The sequence below is a fragment of the Candidatus Neomicrothrix sp. genome (genome assembly GCF_035329545.1).
In the GTDB taxonomy this organism is placed as follows: domain Bacteria; phylum Actinomycetota; class Acidimicrobiia; order Acidimicrobiales; family Microtrichaceae; genus Microthrix; species Microthrix subdominans.
In genome coordinates this window covers 59027-80828 of record NZ_DAOLGP010000006.1, presented here as the reverse complement: position 1 = coordinate 80828, position 21802 = coordinate 59027, and the positions used below count along the sequence as shown (strand labels likewise).

The following is a 21802-nucleotide window of genomic DNA, read 5'->3' as shown; positions in this document are numbered from 1 at the left end:
CCCCAGGGTGTCACAGGCCAACTGGGGAGCGCAGGGGACGAGCTGCGAACTCGGGAGCCCACACGACCGCCAGAGCGCGCTCCGGGCTCCCCAGTTGGGCACGAGCTGCGAACTCGGGAGCCCACACGACCGCCAGAGCGCGCTCCGGGCTCCCCAGTTGGGCGGTGGGAGGGTCGGGCGCAGGGTCGGGTTTGGGTTTGGGTGCAGCCTGAGGGTGATGCCGTCCGGGGTCAGGGGTCGAGGGCCAGCAGCAGCGCCGACTCGTACACCGCCTCCGCCCGGTGCCACCAGGCCGGCGATTCGGTGGCCAGGCGCTCCAACATGACGCCGGAGTTCACCTCGAGCACCTCTCGTCCCGCCTCGGAGTCGACGACGTCGACCGAGCAGAACACCGCCCCCAGCTCGGCTGCGGCCAACAGCGCCAGCCGGGAAAGCTCGTCGACGAGGGGTCCGTCATCGACGAGCGTCGGGATCGACCCGGCGCCCAGGTTGTGGCGCAGTCCCAGGTGCACCAACTCACCGTCGGCCGGCACCCGGCGCAGCAGCGACGGGTCGTGGGTGTCCATCCAGTCCCGAACGGTGTCCGGCCCGATCCCACCGGCCACCACCGCAGCCGACACCAGCTCGATCACGGCCGACGCTCCGTCGCCGGTGACGCTGGGCCGGTCCTTGCGGTAGATCAGCGGGGTGGAGCCGTCGACGACGAGCACCCGGTGTTCGGCGGTCACCTCGCGCCAGGGGCCGAGGGCCGCACCCCGGTGGCGGGTGAGGATGCTGCTCAGCGCCACCTCGGCAGCGCCACGGTCGGCGGCCCGGTACACGTCGGCCCCGCCGGTGCCGTCGTTGGGCTTGACCACCAGCGGCCAGCCGAACTGGCCGGTCAGCTCGTCGGTGCGCCGCCCAACCGATGACTGGCCCACCCACCGCCCGAACTCGGGGGCGATCACCAGCTCGTGGGGAACCGCCGCCACCCCGGCAGCGGCGAGCAGCTGCGCCGTGGCCACCTTGTCGTCACAGATCAGGGCGACCGCCGCCGGGTTGAGATCGAAGGAGTACCCATAGATGCCCACCCGGTGACCGGCTCGGTCCTCGATCCGGACCACCCAGTCGGCGCCGCTGGTCGACACCGTCCAGCGATGACGTTGGGCGAGGGAGCGACACATCGCCACCAGTGCGCGGCCACTGTTGGCGCTCACGTCGGTTCGGTGTCCGGTGCCTGGGGGCGCGGCGCCGGGGACCCGGGCTGCCGGGCTCGCGGCGGCCGGCCCCAGGGGAGTCCGCCGAGCGGCCAGGCGGACACGAATCCGCTGGCCGACCAGGCGGCCGCGGCCACCGCGGCGAACACCGCCGTGCTGACCGGACGTGCCGACTCGTCGAGGGCATCGTCGTCGATCGTGATCGACACCGGCGGCAACTCGGAGGCCTTGAGGATCCCGAACGAGCGGATGGTGAGGTCCTGGGGTTCGCCCTGTTCGTCCACCGCCAGGCCCTCGGTCGACACCCAGCCGAGCCCGGCGTGGACGGCGCCGATCGCGTACGAGCGCAACACCACCTCATCGAGCGGCGTACCGGCCGAGACGGTCACGTCGATGCCGTCGGGACCGAATGCGGTGATCGTGGCGCACCCACCCTCCGGAGCGGTGACGCTCACCCGGTCGGGCGCAGTGCCGGCCAGCGCGACCGCCAGTGTCTGGGCCTCCGCCCAGCCCGCCCCGCGCAGCTCCGCCGACGTCGACGGTCCGGCGATCGGAACCACCTCGACCGTGGCGGCGGGCAACACCGCCTCGATGCGGGCGACGGCCGGTGACGGGTCGGCGGGGCCCGACCAGCCGACGAGCACACGGCCCGAGCCGTCACTGCGGAGCCCCGCTGCGATCGGTGGGCGCTTGGCCCCCAACCGCACGACATCCTCCCGGCTGAGCAAAACCCGCACGGGCCGGCCGAGACGGTCGGCCCACTCCCGGGCGATCGCATCCACGCCGACGCGCTGAACCCCGCCTGCGGAAGCGCCGGAATCGCCGGACAACACCGGCTCGATCTTGCCGCCGAAGGCGCCACCGTTGGCCAGCGGGCTGGCGGGCTCGCCGCCCGGTTCGCACCAGGAGGCATCGGTCTCCAGGTAGGCCGGCTCAACCCATGAGGTGCTCAGCCGCACCGCCCAGTCGCCCTCGGGCACCGACAGCGGGGGCGCTGTCGCGACGGTGGAACGCCGCCCCTGCACCTTGCCCGATGCGAGACGGGCGCTGGCGAGCGTGTCGCCCGCCGTCCAGCCCCCCGTTCCGTCGGGCACGACGACGACGGCATCGGCCGGTGCGGCGTCGGCGGCGAAACCGGCTCGGCCCGCCACCACGTCGGCGCCGACGCTCTGGGGTGCGCCGCCCTCGATCACCGCCCGGAATGCAGCGCGGGTCACCGCAGCGTCGTCACGTTCGGGGGCGGTCAGCTCGCCGACACCGAGTGCAGCCTCGGTGATCGTCTGCCAGCCGGTACAGCGGCACAGGTGGGCGGCGAGCGCCCGTTGAACCGCCGGGGCCTCCAGACGCACCGGGGTCTCCGGCGCCCCATCCGACCCCGAACGCGCCGCTGCGCCGCGCTCCGTCTTGGCGGCCAGGCCCTCGAGCCGACAGATGATCCCGGGGGTGCAAAAGCCGCATTGTGAGGCCCCGGTGGCCAGGAAGGCGTCGGTCCACGCCCGACGCCGGTCGACGTCCAGCCCGTCGAACGTCGTGATCGAGCGTCCGGCCAGGCGCCGCACGGGGGTCACGCAGGCCACTCGAGGGGCGCCATCGACCAGCACGGTGCAACACCCGCACTGACCCTGCGGGCTGCACCCATCCTTGGCCGAGATGACGCCGGCATGGTCGCGCAGTGCGTCGAGCAGCGTGGGGGTGCCCTCGGGTACCTCGACGGTGACGCCGTCGACCACCAGCGTGAGTGAACTCACCGTGAGACCGACGGCCGTCGAGTGCTGTTTGGTCTCGGGAGAGTGTGGCTCAGCTGAAGGACGAGCCGCAGCCGCAGGTGCGCTGCGCGTTGGGGTTGGTGATGGCGAAGCCGCTCTCCAACCCGTCCTTGTAATCCAGGGTGGCCCCGTCGAGCAGCTGGGCGCTGGACGGATCGCTCACGACCTTGATCGCTCCATAAGCCTCGGAGACGTCCTCGGCGTCGGTCTCGGAATCGAAGAACATCTCATAGGAGAAGCCCGAGCAGCCACCAGGACGAACGGCCACCCGCAACGCCAGGGCATCGTCGCCCTCAGCCGCGATGAGCTGTTGAACCTTGTCGGCTGCCGTATCGGTCAGCGTGATCATCTTGTCTCCCAGGTGGTTGGCGAGCCGGCGATGCGGCCATGGTAGCTGTGGTCGAACGATCGGTCACGGGTCGACCTCGCCGTACAGGTTACCGAGGGGTCGGGCGTCGCGTGCGGTCGGGTTTGGTGCCGCTCAGCGGGTCAGACGTCCGCCGGCTGCGGTCGGGGGCGGTCCTTGTCGATGACGACGCAGCACGGCTCGCGGGCGGTGCGGTCGTGAAAGTCGACCGGGGGTGCGTCACCGCGGGCCTCGAGAAGCCCTTCGATCAGGCCGCGGTGCAGCGAGCAGACCAACTCGGGGTTGGCCTCGGCCAGCTCGGAGAACGGGCAGTGGCCGAACCACACCCACGACGGCTCGGCGCCGACCGGCTCGGGGTCGAAGCCCCAGGCCCCCATGAGCGACATGGTCGCCTCCAGCGCATCGCCCGGGTGCGTCCCGGCCAGCGTGCGGCCATGATCGCGCCCCACCTCGGCCGCGTCCGCGCCGGAGAGCCCCGCCTCCGAAGCCAGCGCCAACAGCATGCCGGCGATCGCCGGGTACACCGGGGGCTCAAGCCCCAGGCTGGGGGCATCGGCGGCCAGCGAGTACAGGTGCTGTGGCCGGCCGACCCCCCCGCTGGTGCGGGGGCGAACCTCGAGCAGACCCAACTCGCGCATGCGCTCCAGATGGGGCCGCACCGTGTTGGGGTGCAGGTCGAGCAGTTCGGCCACCTCGACGGTGGACCGTGGTGACGCGGCTCGTGCCAGCTCAAGGTAGATCGCATACCGGGTGTTGTCACCGAGCGCCTTGAACATGGCCAGTTGGTTCGACTGCACGGCTACAGTTTACACGGTCCTCGCCAGTAGAATGTCGCCATGGCGACGACGCAGCTTCCGCAGGCTCCATCGGTCGACGAGGTGACGGCCGTGCTCACCCATGTGGTCGACCCCGAGCTGGGTGCCAACATCGTCGAGCTGGGCATGGCTCGCGAGGTGGTCGTCGCCGCCCAGGGCGAGCTGGCCGCCCGGGTGCCGCGCATCGTGTTGAGCCGCACCGACGACGGCCCCGACCGGGCCAACGGTGGCACCCCCGAGGGTGCCGTGGTCGTCGTCACGCTGGCGCTGACCACTTCCGGGTGTCCACTGCGCGCCCAGCTGCGCCGCGACATCATCGAACGGGTCGGCTCGTTGCCCGGGGTGGGCGAGGTCCGCATCAGCTGGGCGGAGATGACCAAGGCGGAGAAGGCCGACGCCATGGCGATCGCCCGGAAGCGGGCAAGCGAGCGGGCGCCGACCGACCTGTTGCCCGCCAGGACCCGCGTCATCCTGGTCGCCTCGGGCAAGGGCGGGGTGGGCAAGTCATCGGTCACCGCCAACCTGGCGGTGGCGCTGGCCGGGCGCGGCATGACCGTCGGCCTGATCGACGCCGACATCTGGGGCTTTTCGATCCCCCGCATGCTCGGCATCGACGGGCGCCTGCAGGCCGCGGCCGAAGATGGCGACGACGGCAAGGACAGCGACGCCAAGATCAGCCCCCATCGGATCCAGGTCCCGTCGACCCTGCACGACGGGCCGGGAGGCGCGGTCGAGGCGGTGTCGATGGGCTTCCTCGTCGACGACGAATCGGTGGCCCTGATGTGGCGCGGCCTCATGCTGCAGCGAGCGGTTCAGCACTTTTTAGAAGATGTCGCCTGGGGCGAGCTCGACTACCTGCTCGTCGACCTGCCACCCGGAACCGGCGACGTCCAGATGGGCCTGGCCCGCCTGCTGCCCCGCGCCGAGATGTTGGTGGTGACCACGCCGTCACTCGCCGCCAGCCGGGTGGCCCGGCGCGCGGTGTCGATGGCCCGCAACAACTACCTGCGGGTGATCGGCGTCGTCGAGAACCTGTCGAGCTATGTGGCGCCCGACGGCTCCAACCAGGATCTTTTGGGCTGGGGGGGCGGCGCTTCCCCCCCCCGTGATCCGGGGGCGCTGCTTCGGGCTAAGACCCCGACGGAGGCGGGGCTCGCCCTGCTCGGCGACGACGGCAAGCCGGTGGCGTTGCAGCTGAGCCACATCGATGCTTCCGCCGCTCCGCCCAGCCCGGCCGCCCGAGCGTTCGGTGAGCTGGCCCGCCTGGTCGCCACCGAGGTGTCCCCGCCGATCGAAATGGCTGGATGCACGGCCCACTTTGGTCCGGTCGACCTGGAGACGATGCGCATTCCGGGCGAGACCGTCGTTCAGCTCACCTGAGCGAGCCCGGTGCCTCAGTGACTCAGTGACTCAGTCGAGCGGCGCGGCGGTCTCGGCGTCGTAGCGGCTGCCATCGGGGAGCATGATGACCAACCGGTCGCCCTCGACGACGAGCTCGGGCGTGACCGCTGTGGGGTCGTCTCGACCATCGAGCGCCGCCAACGCCTCCGACGTGGACTCGAAGCGGTTCAGCCAGTGCATGGTGACCACGGTGGGAAAGATCATCGTGATCGTGCCCGCGGCCGCCTCGGACAGCGCCTGGGACGGGGCGACCCAGCGGGTCGACACCAGCTCGACGTTGTCGTGCAGGGCCACCTGGCGGGGCGGCGCCCCCGTGACGTAGAAGCGTGTGTCGTAGCGGCGGTTGGCCCCGAGCGGAGTGGTCCAACGCGAAAGCGGCATCAGCCGATCGACCGCCAACACCAGATCTTCGGCGACGCACAGCTGGGCCATGTTGGCCGAGCCCGAGTCGATCAACTCGCGCCACGACGGGGTGGACGAGCGGTCCCCCCCGGTTTCGGGGTGCAAACCGTCGATCAGCCTGGCGGCCTCGGGTTCATCCAACGACACCATGTCGGCCTGATGGCTGCGACGAGCGAGCAGCAGGCCCGCCTCCTCGAACGCCTCGCGCACCGCCGCCACCCGGGGGGCGAGCTCCCAGCTGCTCGGCAACTGCTCGTGCACGATGCGGGGTTGGGCCACCGGGTCGTCGTCGGGGTCGACCGCACCGCCCGGAAAGACGTAGGCGCCGCCGACGAAGTCGCTGTCGAGGTTGCGGCGCATCATCAGCACCTCGAGGCCGGGCCCCGGGGTGCCGGTCGGTTCGGTGCCATCGCTGTCACGCAACAACACGACCGTGGCCGCATCGAGGATCGGTACCAGGTGAGGTTCTTCGGAGATCATCCCTACAGCCACGGTCGGCCAGGCTACTCCCACGATCCCGGTCCGACCCCTCGGCGCTAGCCTCCGCTCCGTGCGTCCACCTTCGATCGACCGCCTGGCCCGCGATCATGCGGCGTCGGGGCTGGCCCACCCCACGCTGGTGGCGTTGGCCCGCCGAACGGTCGCCGAGGTCGCCCCCGAAGCGGTCGAGACCACACTGGCGGCGGCGGTGGCCCACCGGCTGGCCCAACGCACCCAGGAGGTGATCAACGGCACCGGCGTGCTGTTGCACACCAACCTGGGTCGGGCGCCGGTCGACCCGGCGCCGGCCGACCGCTACTCCAACCTGGAGTTCGACCTGAGCGGCGGCAAGCGCGGCCCCCGGGCGGCGGCGGTCACCGACCTGGCGACCGTGCTCACCGGGGCGGAGGCAGCGTTGGTCGTCAACAACTGCGCCGCCGCGGTCATGTTGGCGTTGGCCGCAGTCGCCGGTGGCGGCGGGGTCATCGTCAGCCGCGGCGAGCTGGTCGAGATCGGCGGCGGTTTCCGAATACCCGACGTGCTCGCCCAATCCGGCGCCTCGCTCGTCGAGGTGGGCACGACCAACCGCACCAAACCGGCCGACGTCATCGCCGCCTTCGAGCGCGCACCGGGGGATGGCCCACCCGTCACCATGGTGCTGAAGGTGCACCAGTCCAACTACCGCATCGTCGGGTTTACCGAGTCGGTGTCGGTTGCCGAGGCTCGGGAGCTGGCCCCCGAGGACGTCATCGTGATGGCCGACCTGGGGTCCGGGCTGCTCGATGCCCGCTGCCGCTGGCTGCCCGGTGGTCCGCCCGCCTGGCTGGTCGACGAGCCCGGCGTCGCCCAGGTGATTGCCGACGGCGCCGACCTGGTGGCGGTGAGCTGCGACAAGTTGATGGGCGGCCCACAGGCCGGGCTGCTCGTCGGCCGGGCCGACCTGATCGCCCGCTGCGCCCGCCACCCCCTCATGCGGGCGTTGCGCTGCGGCGGAGCCACGCTGGCCGCGCTGGAGCACACGCTGGGTGCCTACGCCGCACGCGACTTGGACGCGCTGGTGTTCTGGTCCCTCGCAACCGAGCCGGTCGAGGCCCTGGCCGGTCGAGCGGACGCGCTGGCCCGGCGAGTGGCGGCGGCACGGGTGATCGACACCGTCGCCACGACCGGGGGTGGGACGCTGCCCGGGGCGGAGATCCCGTCGGTGGGCCTGGCGCTGCCCGGCGACCACGCCGCCGCGCTGCGCGCAGCCGACCCCCCGGTGATCGCCCGCCAGGCCGACGGCGACACCATCGTCGATCTACGCACGGTGTTCGCCGACCAGGACGACCATCTTGGCTCCGCCTTGAACGCCGTCCTCTCCGGCTCAGCCGACCGATGAGGCGGCGCTTGCCATGACCGTGCTGGGCACAGCCGGACACGTCGACCACGGCAAGTCCACCCTGGTGCGCGCCCTGACCGGCACCGATCCGGACACCCTGGCCGCCGAGCGAGAGCGCGGCCTGACGATCGACCTGGGCTTTGCCGTCGCCCAGTTGCCCTCGGGACGTCGCGTGCACCTGGTCGACGTACCCGGACACGTGCGGTTCCTCAAGAACATGTTGGCCGGCGCCGGCGCCGTGTCCGGGGTGATCTTCGTCGTCGATGCCGTCGAGGGTCCGATGGCTCAGAGCCGCGAGCACCTGATGCTGCTCGAACTGCTCGGGGTTGAGCACGGCCTGGTGGTGATCACCAAGGCGGACGCGGTCGACGACGACCGCCTCGACGACGCCACGCTGGAGGTACTCGAGTTTCTGGAGGGCTCGCCGCTGGCCGACGCCGACCCGATCGCGATCGACTCGCTGTCCGGCCGGGGCCTGGCCACGCTTCGCACCGAGATGGACCGGCTGGTCGACCGGGTCGGCACGGCCGCCGTCACCGGCCGCGCCCGCCTGTGGGTCGATCGGGCGTTCAGCGCGCCGGGCGCCGGCACGGTGGTGGCCGGCACCCTCAGCGGTGCGCCCCTGGCGATCGGCGACCCGATCGTGCTGGCGCCGGGAGGCCGCAGCGCCCGCATCCGCGACCTGCACAGCGACCATGCGCCCGTGCAGCGGGCCGAGCCGGGCAACCGCTATGCCCTGGCGCTCAGCGGCGTGCCCCGCGACCTGGTGGGTCGTGGCGTCGCGGTCGTCGGCCCTGAGGACTGGTCACCGACGACGATGGTTGACGCCACGGTGACCGTGCTGCCCAGCCTCGACCATTCCCTGTCGCGGCGCGGCGCCCACGTCTTGCACCTCGGGTCGGGCGAGTGGCCGGTGAAGGTGCGGGTGCTCGGCGGCGAGGCGCTCGAACCGGGTGAGGAGGGCTACCTGCGCATCCACCTGCCCCAGCCGCTCCCGCTCGCCCCGGGCGACCGTTACGTGCTGCGCGAGAGCGGGCGGGGCGAAACCCAGGGTGGGGGCACGATCCTCGAGGTCGCACCGCAGCGTCGCGCCGCGTTGGCCGACCCGAGCGCCGACCCCGAGCGCGTGATCGCCGACCGAGGGTGGGTGCGGGCCGAGGAGTTCCGACGGCTGACCGGCGTCGCCCGGCCGGCCGACGTCGGCGACTGGCTGGTCGACCCCGGGGTGCGCCACCGTGCCGAGACGGAACTCGAGGCCCGGACACACGCGGCCGGCGCCCTCGGGCTGGCCCTCGCAGAGCTCGACGACCGCGACCGGGCGCTGGCCGAGGTGCTGGCCGACCGAGGCGAACGCCTGGCGCTGCGCGACGGCCGCCTCGTCCTGCCCGGCGTCGACCTCCATCATCCATGGTTGGACGAGATCGCGCAGGCGGGGTTCGACCCGCCACCCCCGACCGGCATCGAGACCGCGGCGCTGCGCAGTTGGGTGGCCGACGGCCGGGTCGTCAAAGTGGGTGACGCCTGGTGGGCCGCCACCGCTGTTGCCGAGGCCGCCCGTCGGGTGACCGCCGCGCTCGGTGACCGCCCGGACGGCATCACGGTCGCCGAGGTGCGCGATGCCTTGGACAGCTCGCGAAAGCCCACCCTGGCAGTGCTCGGCCTCTTCGACGCCAACGGCATCACCCGTCGGCGCGGCGACCTGCGCGTCGCCGGGCCGCGGCTCGCAGCGGTCGCCGACGGCGAGCCGCTCGACGCCCGCTGAGCCTCGACCGGCTCCCTGCTGGATCAGCTGGCAGCGAGCTGGCGTTCGAGCATCGACTTACGCTCGCTCTCGCTGAGCCCGCCCCAGATGCCGTGAGGTTCGTGTATCTCGATTGCGTAGCTGAGGCAGTCCGACCGAACCGGACAGATCCCGCAGATGGCCTTCGCCCGCCTTTCACGCTCAAGGCGCTCGTGCTTGCGTTCGGTCTGTGCAGGCGGGAAAAACACCTCGGACTGCGGACCACGACAGGCGGCCCGTAACTGCCAAGCGACTGGCGACAACTGAATGCTCACGCTCTATCCCCCGATGAGCTCGCTGATGACTACCCCGACGACTGTAGAGAGCCCGCCCCGCGCAGCGAAAGTCAGGCGTGCCCGACGGCACTACTCGGCGGCATCTCCGCCGCGGTTTTTGCGCAGCTCGCGGTAGTCCTTGGCGCCGCCCTCCTCGGGCTCGACCTCCAACAACAGGCCGTCCACGTCCACCACGCGCGCCCGGTCACCCACGCTGAGCGGCGTGGACCGGTTGGCGCGGGCCTTCCACAGCCCACCCTGAATGCGCACCATGCCCTCGGGGTCGACCGACTCGGTGACCTCCCCCATCTCGCCGACCATCCAGGTCCGCCCGATCGTCGGGGTGCCGAACCGGGCCCGCACCATCGACGGCATGCCGGAGAACATCATCGACGCCATGCCGATGATCCCGACGACAACGGCGATCCACGGGAAGGGGACGCCGTCGAAAAGCGTGAGCGACCCGACGATGAACCCGGCCATGCCCACCGCCGCCCAGAATCGGGGAATGCCCGTCTGCACGTCGACGGCAAACGCGATCATCGACGCCACCACCAGCGCCACCGCCCAGTTCCGCACCGGCAGCACCCCCAGGCCGTACCCGCCGAGCAGCAGGGCAACCGCACCCACCACCCCGGCGACGCCCACACCGGCGGTGTAGAACTCGAACAACAACAGGCCCAGGCCGATCACGAAGGCCAGGTAGGCCACCGCCGGGCTGGCGGCGGTGTGCAGCAGCTGCTTGGGCAGTGGCAGCTTGACGAAGCGCACGACGGTGACCGGCTCGCGCCGACTCTCGCCGCCGACGTCGACCACCTTGGTCTCGAACCAATCGAGGCCGACCAGCGCGTCACCCAGCGTGGGCGCCACCACGGCGACCACGCCCGCCTTCTGGGCGGGTTCGGCCTCGAGCGTGGTGTCGAGCTGCCCTGGTTCGCTAGGCAACAGGTCGCCGAACTCGGCCGGGTCCAGCCGCTGGGTGCTGTCGAAGCGCACCGTCGATCCGGGGGCGATCGACGCATCCGGGCTGAGTGCGACCAGCTCGGCGGCGCCGCCGATGGCCTCGGCGCCGCTGGGGCCCACCCACACCGACATCTTCTTGGGAAAGCGGTCGAGGCGCCGGGCCAGGTTGGTGAACTGCCCGTCGGTGAGCACCACGCCGGGGCTGTCGAGCTGGAGCACCACGCCGACCAGGTCGTCGGAGCGTTGCGTCTCGTCCAGCTCCTCGATGATACCGTCAGCGACCAGCGGGTCGATCAGGCCAGACACGGCGATGACCGTGACGCAACCGGCCGGGCCACAGCCGCCGTCGCCCCCCTGGGCGATCTCGGAGCGCTCGCTCTGAGCGCCCGCCGGCGAGCCCCCGGCCACCCCGCCGAGCGCCAACACCGCTCCTGCGACCATGAATGCGCCGATGAGAGCCCGAACACTATGGAACCTCTCAGCACGGGACCGTTCCTGCCCGATCGGACCCCGGCCGGCCGGTCCACCCGCGGCGAGACGCCTCGCGTTGGCACGAGGAAAAGAACCCGAGATGCGTTGAAGTAGTGTGCCCACAGGCAGGCCTCCGAGGGGAGAACGTGGATCCGACACAGTTCTTTGCTGCATCGCGACTCATTATCGTCGCTGGCAAGGGGGGTGTGGGCAAGACGACCGCCAGCGCCGCACTGTCCGTGGCGGCCGCCAAGTGCGGTTTGTCGGTGCTGCTGGTGGCCTTGGACGCCAAGACCGGCCTGTCCCGACTGCTCGGCTGCGAGCCGCTGGACTACGAACCGGTCGAGGTGCCCCTCCCCGCCGACACGCCCGGCACCATCACGACCAGGCTGATCACCCCCGACGAGTCGCTGATGGACTACCTGGCCGATCACGGGCTGAAGCGGGTGGCCAAGCTGATGGTGAGCTCCGGCATCCTCGAGATCGTCTCGACCGCAACGCCGGGCGTCCGCGACCTGCTGGTGCTCGGCAAGATCCGTCAGCTGGAGAAGGAGGGGGTGGCCGACCTGATCATCCTGGATGCGCCGGCCGGCCACGCCATCAGCTTTCTGCGCAGCCCGACCGGGGTGGCCGAAGCCGCCACCAGCGGTGCGCTGCACACCCAGGCCACCGAGGCGCTCGCCATGTTGGGCGACCCATCCCGAGCCCGGGTGATGCTGGTGACGCTGCCCGAGGAGACGCCGATCAACGAGCTGGTCGAAACCGCCTTCAGCCTGGAGGAGGAAGTGGGCGTGATGCTGGGCCCGGTGATCCTCAACGGCACCTGGCCGCCGCTTCCCGGGCTGGACACTCCGCTCGCGGAGGCCGCCCGTAGGGCCTCGGTCGACCTGTCCGCCGAGGAGCGGGTGTCGCTGGCCTCGGCAGGGGCCTACCGGACCGAGCGCAGCGAGCTGCAACAAGAGCTGACCGAGCGGCTCGCAACAGAGCTGCCGCTGCCCCACCTCGACCTCGACTTTGTGTTCACCAACGAGCTGGAGAGCGACGACCTGCGGACGCTGGCCGACGACCTGTTGAGCGGCATCGAGGCCCTCGACCCGAACTGGGCGGCGCTGTGAGCGTCCCAGGAACCAACGACGCACGCGGGACCCGCCCGACGATGGCCGAGCTGATCGACACGGCGGAGGTGATCGTGTGCTGCGGCTCGGGCGGAGTGGGCAAGACGACCACCGCTGCGGTCATCGGCCTGTCCGCCGCCCGGCGCGGCCGCCGGGCGGTCGTCGTCACGATCGACCCGGCCCGGCGCCTGGCCGACGCGCTCGGGCTGGACCACATCGGTGCGACGGCGTCGCTGATCGACGGTGAGTGGCCCGGCGAGCTGTCCGCCCTGATGCTCGACGCCGAGTCCACCTTCGATTCACTGGTCGAACGCTACGCCGCCAGCGACGCCCAGGCATCGAGCATTCTGTCCAACTCCTTTTACCGCAACATCTCGGGCACCCTGTCGGGCACCCAGGAGTACATGGCGTCGGAGAAGCTGTACGAGCTGCACCAGAACGAGGCCTACGACCTGGTGGTCGTCGACACGCCCCCCACCCGAAACGCGCTGGACTTTCTCGAAGCACCCGAGCGGCTGTCGCGGTTCTTGAACCACCGCATCTATCGAGCGGTCACCGCTCCCAGCCGGGGCGTGTTGCGGGTCTTCAACGCCGCCACCAGCGCCGCCCTGCGCCAGGTGGGCAAGGTGGTCGGCTCGCAGGTGATCAGCGATGCGGTGGCGTTCTTTCAGGCCTTTGAAGGTATGGAGGAGGGCTTTCGCCGGCGCGCGACTTCGGTCACCGAGCTCTTCGCCGACGAGGTGACCGCCTTCGTGCTCGTCACCGCTCCCCGCGAGGACTCGGTGGCCGAGGCCAGCTTCTTCGCCCAGCGCCTGGCCGAGGACGACATCGACGTGCGCGCGCTGATCGTCAACCGAATGCACCCGCCGTTTGGCGAAGCCGACCCCGCCGCCGACGAGAAGGCCGACGGTGAGCTGCGAGGGGCACCGGGCGGCGACGCGCTGGCCGACTACCACCGTGCCCGAGCCGATCTGCGGCGCCTGGCGTCCGAGGAACTGGCCAACCTGGCCCAGCTCACCGCCCAGGTGGCGTCGGCCGTCATCGTCTACGTGCCGTCGCTCGCCACCGACGTGCACGACGTGGCCGGCCTCAACCGCGTGGGCGAGTCGTTGCTCGACCCCGACCCCGCCTGAGCGACGCCGGCGGGGTCGCCGAGCGTTTGGTCGGCCTGGCGCTAACCGTCGCCTTGGAGCGACAGGCGGGCCTCGTCGACGCTGTCGACCACCGAGACGATCTTGTCAAAGCCGGTCGTCTGCAGCAGGCGCACCAGGGTGGCCCGATTGCAGGACACGACGATGTCGCCCCCCGCATCGCGCGTGCGCCTGATGCCTCCGGCCAGTGCGCCGAGGCCGGCCGAGTCCATGAACGGCACCTCGGACAGGTCGATGATGACGTTGCCCATCGTGGCGGCTTCGGTGAGGCGCTCACGAAAGTCGGGCACGGTATAGGCGTCCAGCTCCCCAACCGGCTGACACACGGTCAACCCGTCTGCGTGATCAAACCCGATCTTTACCATGCGACCTCTCCCCCAGCGGTTGCCGAAACCCGACCGAAGCTAGCCCAGCAACGGAGACCTGCCGGGACAGTGTAGATCGACCCCTACCGCTTTGCACTACGCTGCCCTCGTGGAATACGTGCTGGTCGCCACCGATTCCGACGATCTCTTCGACGACGTCGACGCCGCTCTGGGCGACGACCGCTGCGAGGTCGGCCGCGTGAACAGCGGCGCCGCCGTGTTCGGTGCGGTGCGTGAGCGCCAGCCCGACCTGGTTGTCCTCGACCTGCAGATCGGCAACATGGGCGGCATGGCCACCTCGCTGCACCTCCGCAACGAGGCCGGCGGTCGCCGCCTCGCCCCCCAACGCATCTTGTTGCTCCTCGATCGCGGCGCCGACGTGTTTCTGGCCCGTGAGTCCGAGGCCGACGGCTGGATGATCAAGCCGATCGACTCGTTTCGGCTGCGACGTGCCGCCGATGCTGTCGCCGACGGTCGCAGCTGGTTCGAGCACGCCGACGGCATGATCGACGAGGGCGAACCCGCCGTCTGACCCGGGCTCAGACCCGAACCGGGGAGCCCAAACCGCGCCCTGACGGTCATGCGGGCTCCCGAGTTCCGGATCAGCTGAGGCCGAGGCGCTCCGAGAGGTCGCTGCGGATCAGGCCGTGGGGATCGACCGATGCCCGCACCTCCTGCCATTCGGCCAGCCTCGGATACATCGCCGCCAAGAGCTCTGGACGCATGCGGGCGTCCTTGGCCAGGTAGATGCGCCCGCCGACCTCGGCCACCTGCTCGTCGAACCGGTCGAGCAGACGGGGCAGGTCGGGGTCGCCGACCGGCACGTCGACCGTCAGGGTCCAACCGGCCAGCGGAAACGACAGCGGGGCCTCGTTCGCGGGACCGAAACGCTTGAGGACGGTGAGGAACGAGCGACCGCCGGTGCGGGTGAACTGCCGCATGATCCCGGCGAGGACGTCGGTGGCCGAGTCGGGAACGACGCACTGCCACTGCAAAAAGCCCTTGGGACCGTAGATGCGGTTCCAGCTGCCGACCAGGTCGAGGGGGTGGAAGAACCCGGGGATCGAACTGATCATCTCTTTGGGTCGACGGGGTGCCTTGCGAAACCAGGCCTCGTTGAACGCCCGGATCGAGAGCGGGTTCAACACGATCGGCGGCGGGGTGACCGGCACGTCGATCGGCAGCCCCGGGTCGTACGCAAACGGGGATCCGACCCAGCGCTTGGGCAATTCGTCGGGCTGAGCGAAACGACCGGAGGTGATCACCGACCGACCGGCCCTGGCCCCCGTGGCGGCCAGGTCCACCCAGGCAACGGTGTACTCGGCGGTCTGGTCGAGCTCGATCAGGCGGGCGATCGACTCGTCGAGGTTGCGGGTGCGCTCGGCCAGCACCGAGATGCGGGAGGAGGCGATCGGGCGGGCACGGAACGTGGCCTCCTCGATCACCCCGGTCAGCCCCATGCCGCCGACGGTCGCCCAGAACAGCGCCGGCTCGCGGTCGGGGCTGATCGTGCGCCTCTGCCCGTCGGCGGTTCGCAGCACCATCGAGCTGACGTGCGAGCCGAACGAACCCCGGCGGTGGTGGTTCTTGCCGTGGATGTCGGCGGCGATGGCACCGCCCAGGGTGACAAAGCGGGTACCGGGGGTGACCGGCACAAAGAAGCGCCGCGGCACGAGCACTCGCAACAGGGTGTCGATGCTGGTGCCGGCCCGGGCTCGACAGTCGCCCGTGTCGATGTCGAGGTCGACGTCGGTCCACCCGGTGAGGTCGATCACCCGTCCGCCGGAGCGTTGGGCGGCGTCGCCGTAGGACCGGCCCAGGCCCCGGGCCACCATCCCCCGCGACGGTGGGTCGCACAGCGCACGGTCGAGCTCGGCGGCCGATACGGGCGCGAGCACCTCGGCCCGCGTGGGGCTGGTGCGCCCCCAGCCGGTCAGCAGCGCCGATCGGCGCGGCTCAGGTAAGGAGGACACCCGCGCCATACACACCCAACCACACCAACGAGACGATCAGCATTTGGCGATCACGAACCAACACGTACTCCGGTTCGGAACCCTCGCCCCGGTCGACGATCAACACGAAGCGCAACAGCGCCGCCGCAAACGGCGCCAGCGACACCTTGAACAAGACGTCGGCCAGGCCGCCCTGGAGGGCGACGGCCGAATCGAAGGACCACAGGGCATAGCCGATCAGGGCGAGGGAGGCGGCGATGATCTCCACCGATCGCAGGTAGCCGGCGGTGTACTCGGCCAGCACCGGGCGGGCGACGACGGCCCCCTCGCCCAGGTGAAACATCTCGGCGGACCGCTTGCCGGTGACCATCAGCAGCGCCCCGGCCGAGACGACCACGAAAAACCAGGGGGAGATCGGCACGTCGGCGGCCACCGCACCGGCGACGGCGCGCACGACAAAGCCGGCCGCGATCGCCACCAGCTCGATCACGGCCAGGTGCTTGAGCCACAGCGAGTACGCCGTCGTCAGGGCGACGTAGCCCAACAGCACCCACACCAGGTTGGGGCGCAGCAACGAGACGCCGATCGCAGCAGCGAACACGATCAGCCCCCAGGCCACACCAACGCCCACCGGCACCGCACCGGAGGCGAACGGTCGGTGACGCTTTCGTGGGTGGATCCGGTCGCGTTCCAGGTCGCGCAGGTCGTTGAGCACGTAGGTGGCGCCCGCCCCCAGGCTGAACGCGACGAACGCGATCACCACCGATGCCAGCCCATCGGCGCTGCCCAGGACGCCCGCGCCCAGCGGCGCGGCCACCACCAGCAGGTTCTTGGTCCACTGCTGGGGACGCAGCGCCCGCAGGAGGCCGACGATCAACGACGGTTGCTTCTCGCTCACCGCTCGGACCGCTGGTCGCTGTTCGCTCACCGCTTGGACAGACGACGCCAGATCGGACCGGGCAACACCGACATCACACCGAAGACACCCTGCAACGCAGCGGGCGCCCAGATCACCCGGTGGTCCTTCAACATGCCGGTCACCGCGGCCTCGGCCACCTCGTCGGGGTCGACGGTGAACGGTTGCTCCTCCATGCCCTCGGTCATGCGGGAACGCACGAACCCGGGACGCAGCACCGACACCCGCACCCCGGAGCCCTCGAGGTCGTCGGACAGGCCGCGGCCAAAGGCGTCCACCCCGGCCTTGGTCGACCCGTACAGGTAGTTGGTCGCTCGAGGACGGATGCCGGCGACCGACGAGATCACCAGCAACCGACCATGGCCCTGCCCCCGCAGGCGGGCGGCGGCGGCCAGGCCGGCGGACACGACACCGGCAAAGTTGACGTTGACCAGGAGCGCGGCGCCGACCGGGTCGTCGACCAGCGACTCCTGATCGCCGAGCTGGCCGTGGGCCAACACGACCAGGTCGAGGTCACCGACGGCCTCCACCGCTGCGGCCACCACCGCCTGGTGGGTCTCGGGGGCCAACGCGTCGAAGGCAACCACGTCGACCGAGGTGGCGCCCGCCCGTTGGAGGTCGGCGCGGGCCTGCACGGTGCGCTCGTCCTCGGGGTCGCGCACCGCCAGCACCACCTGACGCAGGCGACCATCGATCAGCTTGCGGGCGATGGCCAGTGCGATCTCCGACGTACCGCCGAAGATCAGGGCGGTGCGCGGCTCGCCGTGTGCGTCTTCCAAGGCGGGGTCCTTCATCGGCTCGACGTCAGAGCGGGCATGACACTAGTTCCGATGCGTTGTCCGACCCCCAGGTAGTCGCATCGGTCACCCATTTCGTGTCGGCCTCGTGCCAGAATCGACACCGGTGGTCGGGCGCTGGCCAGCCGGTTGGGCCGGGGGGAGTGAGTCCGCTGAAGCAGTCATCGCAGAATCGCACGTCACTGCCCGACCAGGTGTCACTGCCCGACCGGGTGCGGCGCTGTCCGACCGGGTGCGGCGCTGGGGTCCGACCTTTCTGGCCGCGGTCGCCGTTCGGATCGCCTACTGGGTGGTCGTCCAACCCCACTGGATCCCCGATTCCGACGCGGACCAGTACGACAAGATCGCCAGGTCGCTGGCCAACGGCACCGGCTACGGCCTGCAGTTCCCGCAGATCGTGCACCACCCAACCGCGTTCCGGCCACCGCTGCTGCCGCTGCTCTTGACCCCCGGCCACTGGCTGTTCGGCGAGGCGCTGTGGCCCGGGCGGCTGCTCAGCGTGATCCTCGGGAGCACGGTCGTGGTGCTCGCCGGCGTGCTGGCGGCACGCATCGGCGGTCGCCGCGCCGGCTACCTCGCCGCTCTGGTCGTGATGTTCTCGCCCCCACTCCTGGCCAACGACACGATCACCCTCACCGAACCGCTGGCACTGTTGCTGGGCCTGGCGGCGATCCTGCTGCTGGACGAGGGCCGATACCTCCAGGCCGGCTTCGTCACCGGCCTGTTGTTGCTCACCCGCCCCAACGGCTACCTGGTGGTGGCGATCCTGGCGTTGTGGGTGTGGCGCAAGCTGGGCCCCCGGGCCGCAGTCGCGCTGGTCGCCGTCGCCGCATGTGTCCTGGTGCCGTGGCTGGTGCGCAACCGCGTCCAGCTGGGCACGTGGACCCTGAATACCTCCGACGGGTTCACGCTGGCCGCCATCTACGCCCAACCCGCCCAGGCCGCCGGTACTTTTACCGACCCGGTGCTGAGTCCGGCGTTCAGCGACCCGGAGGTTCGCCTGTCCCAGTTCAACGAGGGTGAATGGAACGCGCTACTCACCGATCGGGCCATCGAGGGGATCACCAGCAACCCCGGCTACATCCCCCAGGTCGTCGGCAGCAACCTGCCGGCGTTCTTCGAGATCGACCCGAGCCGTTCGGTCGTCGCCCAGCGGATCGACGGCCGACGCCTCGGTCTGTTGCCGCTCGTGCGACCGTTGTTCTTCCTCACCACGATCCTGGGGCTGGTCGGTCTGGCCAGGCACTGGCGCGACAACCGGGTTCGCGTGATCGCAGCGATCACGGCCCAGTACGTCGTGCTGTCGCTGTTGCTGGTCGCTCCTCCGCGCCTGCGGGCGCCGTTCGACCTGGCCTGCAGCATCGGCCTGGGGCTGTTGCTCGGTTGGTTCGCCGATTGGCGCTGGCCCTCAGACCGGACCCGAACGCTACGGAGCGCCGAGCGAGACGGCCTGGGTCTGCGGCGAGGACCCGGACACCTTGATCGTGGCCCAGCTGAGGTGGCGGGAGTACCGACCGCCGGGATTGCTGCGGGGGCTCTCGTACCCCTTCTGCCAGGTGGCGTAACCCGCTCGAAGAGTCCCGGACGCGTCACGAAAGGCGGTGAGGCCGCCGGGACCGGTGCGCGTGGAGCTGCTGATCAGCATCGGGCCGGCCAGATCGGGTGAACACGGCCCGACCGGGCTCGAGCAGCGGGCGAACCCGGTGTTGTAGCGGGCGGAGTACCACTCGCCTGCCGAGTAGAACAGCAGGTAGGTCCTCGACTTGGGCTCGTAGACCATCGACGGGTTCTCCAGAAACGCCTTGGACGTCATGGTCTTGTCGTCGACTCCGTCGTGCCACGGCGCCGACTGTGACACCAACGTGGTGGGCTTGGCGTTGGTGCCGCCGACCACCGTGCCCGCAGTGTTCAACTTGAGCGCCCCGATGTTGGCCTTCGTGCGCGACAGCGCCACCAGCAGGTACAGCTTGTTGTCCGACCCCCTGATCACCTCTGGGTCGAGCGCACCGCGACCCCACGAGTTCGAACCCCGTTCCTTGGTGAGGCCGCAGTAGATCGGGCTCGACTCGGGCGAGAACGGCCCCATCGGAGAGGTGGCCGAGGCCCGGCCGATGCACTGGTCGTTGGAGCGATCGGTGGCGCCTGCGCGGTGACCGGCGAAGTAGGCCCAGTAGCGGCTGCCGATCTTGATGACCGACGGCGCCCAGATGCCGGCGTTGCCGGGGTTGATCCACCCCGGCCGGGTCGGCATGGCGTCGCGTGCATTGGCCGCCCAGTCCGATTGGCTGGCGCTCAGCGAACCTCGAAAGGTCGTGACCTTGCGCACCGGCAGCTTCTTGTTGTTCGACGATCCGTACAGGTAGGTGGTCGTGCCGGCCACGAGCACGGCCGGATCGGACTGGTCCCACACCCGGGGGGCGGCCGCTGGCTGGCGACGGGCGGGGTTGCCCGGTACGGGACCACAGGCGGCGAGGAGCCATAGGGCAGCACCTGCGGCCGCCCAGCAGCGCCCTCGACGAAACTTCGGTGAGGTCATGGGGGTCTGCTCTCCGTCAGGGTGACACCCCAACGGTGCCAGCTCGCGAGCAGAAAGTTACCATGAGCGTTCTTCAAGTCACCAGGCCACTTCCCAACCGTATTGCCGGGCGAGGGCGACGCGGCGGTAACATGACCACCACATCCGGGGAGTAGCGCAGCTTGGTTAGCGCGCCACGTTCGGGACGTGGAGGCCGGGAGTTCAAATCTCCCCTCCCCGACTGCGTCCGCCCTGGGGGGTCACGTCAACGTGATCCCCCAGGGCAGCCGTCGCCTCGGGATGGCCCGCTCGTTGTCGATGCCCGGAGTGGGGCTGAGAGACTGGCCCGATGGAGCTCAGCGACGTGCAATCCCTCATGGATCGTCTCTACGGCGAGGCCGACCGCGAGCGCGGCGTGCCGGCCACGGTCGCCTGGCTGTGCGAGGAGCTGGGCGAGCTGGCCCAGGCGGTGCGCAAGGGCACGCGGGACCAACAGGTGCACGAGTTCGGCGACGTGCTCGCCTGGCTGGCGTCGCTGGCCAACCAGTGCGACATCACCTTGGACGAGGCGATGGGGCGCTACGTCACCGACCCGCCGCTGTAGCTGCCGACACCGCCAGCGGGAGTGATACTGCGGTGGACCTGTTGGGTTCAGCCGATCAGCCGAAGCGGCCGCGCTCGACGAGGGCCTCGACGATCTGCACCGTGTTGAGGGCGGCGCCCTTGCGCAGGTTGTCGCCCACGACGAACAGCGCGAGGCCGTGCTCGACGGTGGGGTCGACACGGATGCGTCCGACCAGCGACGGGTCGCGCCCGGCGGCATCCAGCGGCGTGGGCAGGTCACTCAGCTCCACCCCGGGAGCGTCGGCCAGCACCTCGGTGGCCCGCTCGGGGCTGATCGGGCGGGCGAAGCGGGCGTTGATCGACAGGGCGTGGCCGGTGAACACCGGCACGCGCACGCAGGTGCCGGAGACGACGAGGCCGTCGATGCCGAGGATCTTGCGGCTCTCGTTGCGCAGCTTTTGGTCCTCGTCGGTCTCGCCGGAGCCGTCGTCGACGTAGTTCCCGGCCTGGGGCACGACGTTGAAGGCGATCGGCGCCGGAAACTTCTTGGGCGTGAGGCCGTCGGCCAGCGACCCGTCCTCGGTCAGCCCGGTGCGGGTGTCGCCCAGTTGGGTGACCTGCGAGTCGAGCTCGTCCACCCCGGCCAGGCCGGCGCCGGAGGTGGCCTGATAGGTGCTGACGACCAGGTGGGTCAGCTGGGCCTCGGCGTGTAGCGGGCCGAGGACCGGCATGGCGGCCATCGTGGTGCAGTTGGGGTTGGCGATGATCCCAAGCGGCAGGTCGTCCAGCGCGTCGGCGTTGACCTCGGGCACGACGAGCGGCACCCGTGGGTCCATCCGCCAGGCGGACGAGTTGTCGACGACGACCACACCGGCAGCGGCGACCTTGGGCGCCAGCGCCTGCGAGGTGGCTCCGCCGGCGGAAAATAGCGCCACGTCGAGGCCGGTGTAATCGGCCGTGGCGGCATCCTCGACGGTCACCTCGCGTCCGGCCGCCGACAGCACCTTGCCCACCGAGCGGGCGGAGGCGAACAGCCGCAGCTCGTCGATGGGCAGGTGACGGTCGTCGAGCAGGCGTGCGATGACCCCGCCGACCTGACCGGTGGCTCCTACGATTCCTATCTTCATGCCACC

At 70.6% G+C, this 21802-nt stretch carries 19 protein-coding genes, 1 tRNA gene and 2 pseudogenes; 9 read left to right on the top strand and 13 right to left on the bottom strand.

Annotated features, from left to right (window positions below):
• Window positions 1–230: 230 nt before the first annotated feature.
• From PKD89_RS05345 to PKD89_RS05330, 4 genes are all read right to left on the bottom strand, one after another.
• Window positions 231–1196: a hypothetical protein gene (locus PKD89_RS05345; RefSeq protein ID WP_289012689.1), complete on the bottom strand. Its 966-nt coding sequence runs from the start codon at window positions 1194–1196 to the stop codon at window positions 231–233.
• Window positions 1193–2944 carry a 2Fe-2S iron-sulfur cluster-binding protein gene (locus tag PKD89_RS05340; RefSeq protein ID WP_289012690.1) on the bottom strand — a complete coding sequence of 584 codons (1752 nt, stop codon included), beginning with the start codon at window positions 2942–2944 and terminating at the stop codon, window positions 1193–1195. Before PKD89_RS05340 ends, PKD89_RS05345 begins: the two co-directional genes overlap by 4 nt.
• A 49-nt stretch (window positions 2945–2993) precedes the next feature.
• Window positions 2994–3311, bottom strand: coding sequence for an iron-sulfur cluster assembly accessory protein (locus tag PKD89_RS05335; RefSeq protein WP_287376349.1), 318 nt, complete (start codon window positions 3309–3311; stop codon window positions 2994–2996).
• Window positions 3312–3451: 140 nt separating this feature from the next.
• Window positions 3452–4126 (bottom strand): helix-turn-helix transcriptional regulator, encoded by a 675-nt coding sequence (locus PKD89_RS05330; RefSeq protein ID WP_289012691.1) that lies wholly within the window; start codon window positions 4124–4126, stop codon window positions 3452–3454.
• Between the two features lie 39 nt (window positions 4127–4165).
• On the opposite strand from PKD89_RS05330, the pseudogene PKD89_RS05325 reads away from it, so the two are divergent.
• Window positions 4166–5290: pseudogene (locus PKD89_RS05325) on the top strand (P-loop NTPase); the annotation flags it as partial.
• Between the two features lie 264 nt (window positions 5291–5554).
• Here the strand turns inward: PKD89_RS05325 and PKD89_RS05320 are convergent.
• A complete protein-coding gene (locus PKD89_RS05320; RefSeq protein ID WP_289012057.1) occupies window positions 5555–6439 on the bottom strand; it encodes an NUDIX hydrolase in 885 nt (294 codons plus the stop codon).
• Between the two features lie 58 nt (window positions 6440–6497).
• Here PKD89_RS05320 and selA point away from each other — a divergent pair, with 58 nt between their 5' ends.
• On the top strand, window positions 6498–7805 hold the full coding sequence (selA, locus tag PKD89_RS05315; protein ID WP_289012059.1) for an L-seryl-tRNA(Sec) selenium transferase: 1308 nt from the start codon (window positions 6498–6500) through the stop codon (window positions 7803–7805).
• A gap of 13 nt (window positions 7806–7818) precedes the next feature.
• The gene (gene selB / locus PKD89_RS05310) at window positions 7819–9567 is read left to right on the top strand and encodes a selenocysteine-specific translation elongation factor (RefSeq protein ID WP_289012061.1); all 1749 of its coding nucleotides are present in this window, start codon (window positions 7819–7821) and stop codon (window positions 9565–9567) included.
• A 23-nt stretch (window positions 9568–9590) separates the two neighbouring features.
• On the opposite strand, the gene PKD89_RS05305 is transcribed toward selB, so the two are convergent.
• Together PKD89_RS05305 and PKD89_RS05300 are read right to left on the bottom strand one after the other, a co-directional pair.
• Window positions 9591–9860: a WhiB family transcriptional regulator gene (locus PKD89_RS05305; RefSeq protein ID WP_287376329.1), complete on the bottom strand. Its 270-nt coding sequence runs from the start codon at window positions 9858–9860 to the stop codon at window positions 9591–9593.
• A 90-nt stretch (window positions 9861–9950) separates the two neighbouring features.
• Window positions 9951–11264: an NfeD family protein gene (locus PKD89_RS05300; RefSeq protein WP_289012062.1), complete on the bottom strand. Its 1314-nt coding sequence runs from the start codon at window positions 11262–11264 to the stop codon at window positions 9951–9953.
• 176 nt (window positions 11265–11440) lie between these two features.
• On the opposite strand from PKD89_RS05300, the gene PKD89_RS05295 reads away from it, so the two are divergent.
• A complete protein-coding gene (locus PKD89_RS05295; protein ID WP_289012063.1) occupies window positions 11441–12409 on the top strand; it encodes an ArsA family ATPase in 969 nt (322 codons plus the stop codon).
• Complete coding sequence (locus PKD89_RS05290) at window positions 12406–13542, top strand: ArsA family ATPase (protein WP_289012064.1); 1137 nt, start codon at window positions 12406–12408, stop codon at window positions 13540–13542. The genes PKD89_RS05295 and PKD89_RS05290 overlap by 4 nt, the downstream gene beginning before the upstream one ends.
• Before the next feature lie 41 nt (window positions 13543–13583).
• Here the strand turns inward: PKD89_RS05290 and PKD89_RS05285 are convergent, their stop codons facing one another.
• Complete coding sequence (locus tag PKD89_RS05285; protein WP_289012065.1) at window positions 13584–13925, bottom strand: STAS domain-containing protein; 342 nt, start codon at window positions 13923–13925, stop codon at window positions 13584–13586.
• 109 nt (window positions 13926–14034) lie between these two features.
• On the opposite strand from PKD89_RS05285, the gene PKD89_RS05280 reads away from it, so the two are divergent.
• Window positions 14035–14457 carry a response regulator gene (locus PKD89_RS05280; protein ID WP_289012066.1) on the top strand — a complete coding sequence of 141 codons (423 nt, stop codon included), beginning with the start codon at window positions 14035–14037 and terminating at the stop codon, window positions 14455–14457.
• Window positions 14458–14527: 70 nt separating this feature from the next.
• Here the strand turns inward: PKD89_RS05280 and PKD89_RS05275 are convergent, their stop codons facing one another.
• From PKD89_RS05275 to PKD89_RS05265, 3 genes are read right to left on the bottom strand one after another with little or no spacing between them, the layout of a single operon-like run.
• Window positions 14528–15907 carry an FAD-binding oxidoreductase gene (locus PKD89_RS05275; RefSeq protein WP_287376314.1) on the bottom strand — a complete coding sequence of 460 codons (1380 nt, stop codon included), beginning with the start codon at window positions 15905–15907 and terminating at the stop codon, window positions 14528–14530.
• Window positions 15882–16775 (bottom strand): decaprenyl-phosphate phosphoribosyltransferase, encoded by an 894-nt coding sequence (locus tag PKD89_RS05270; RefSeq protein ID WP_287394286.1) that lies wholly within the window; start codon window positions 16773–16775, stop codon window positions 15882–15884. The genes PKD89_RS05275 and PKD89_RS05270 overlap by 26 nt, the downstream gene beginning before the upstream one ends.
• Before the next feature lie 26 nt (window positions 16776–16801).
• Window positions 16802–17587: an SDR family NAD(P)-dependent oxidoreductase gene (locus PKD89_RS05265; RefSeq protein ID WP_287376308.1), complete on the bottom strand. Its 786-nt coding sequence runs from the start codon at window positions 17585–17587 to the stop codon at window positions 16802–16804.
• 91 nt (window positions 17588–17678) lie between these two features.
• On the opposite strand from PKD89_RS05265, the pseudogene PKD89_RS05260 reads away from it, so the two are divergent.
• A pseudogene (locus tag PKD89_RS05260) lies at window positions 17679–18431 on the top strand (glycosyltransferase family 39 protein); the annotation flags it as partial.
• A 585-nt stretch (window positions 18432–19016) separates the two neighbouring features.
• On the opposite strand, the gene PKD89_RS05255 reads toward PKD89_RS05260, so the two are convergent.
• The gene (locus tag PKD89_RS05255; RefSeq protein WP_287394284.1) at window positions 19017–20126 is read right to left on the bottom strand and encodes a family 43 glycosylhydrolase; all 1110 of its coding nucleotides are present in this window, start codon (window positions 20124–20126) and stop codon (window positions 19017–19019) included.
• A 145-nt stretch (window positions 20127–20271) separates the two neighbouring features.
• Between PKD89_RS05255 and PKD89_RS05250 the strand changes: the two genes are divergently transcribed.
• Window positions 20272–20346 (top strand) — tRNA-Pro (locus PKD89_RS05250).
• A 108-nt stretch (window positions 20347–20454) separates the two neighbouring features.
• Window positions 20455–20709, top strand: coding sequence for a MazG nucleotide pyrophosphohydrolase domain-containing protein (locus PKD89_RS05245; protein WP_287376302.1), 255 nt, complete (start codon window positions 20455–20457; stop codon window positions 20707–20709).
• A gap of 55 nt (window positions 20710–20764) precedes the next feature.
• Here PKD89_RS05245 and PKD89_RS05240 read toward each other — a convergent pair whose 3' ends face one another.
• Entirely contained in the window at window positions 20765–21796 is a 1032-nt protein-coding gene (locus PKD89_RS05240; RefSeq protein ID WP_289012067.1) for an aspartate-semialdehyde dehydrogenase, read from the bottom strand.
• Window positions 21797–21802 lie beyond the last annotated feature (6 nt).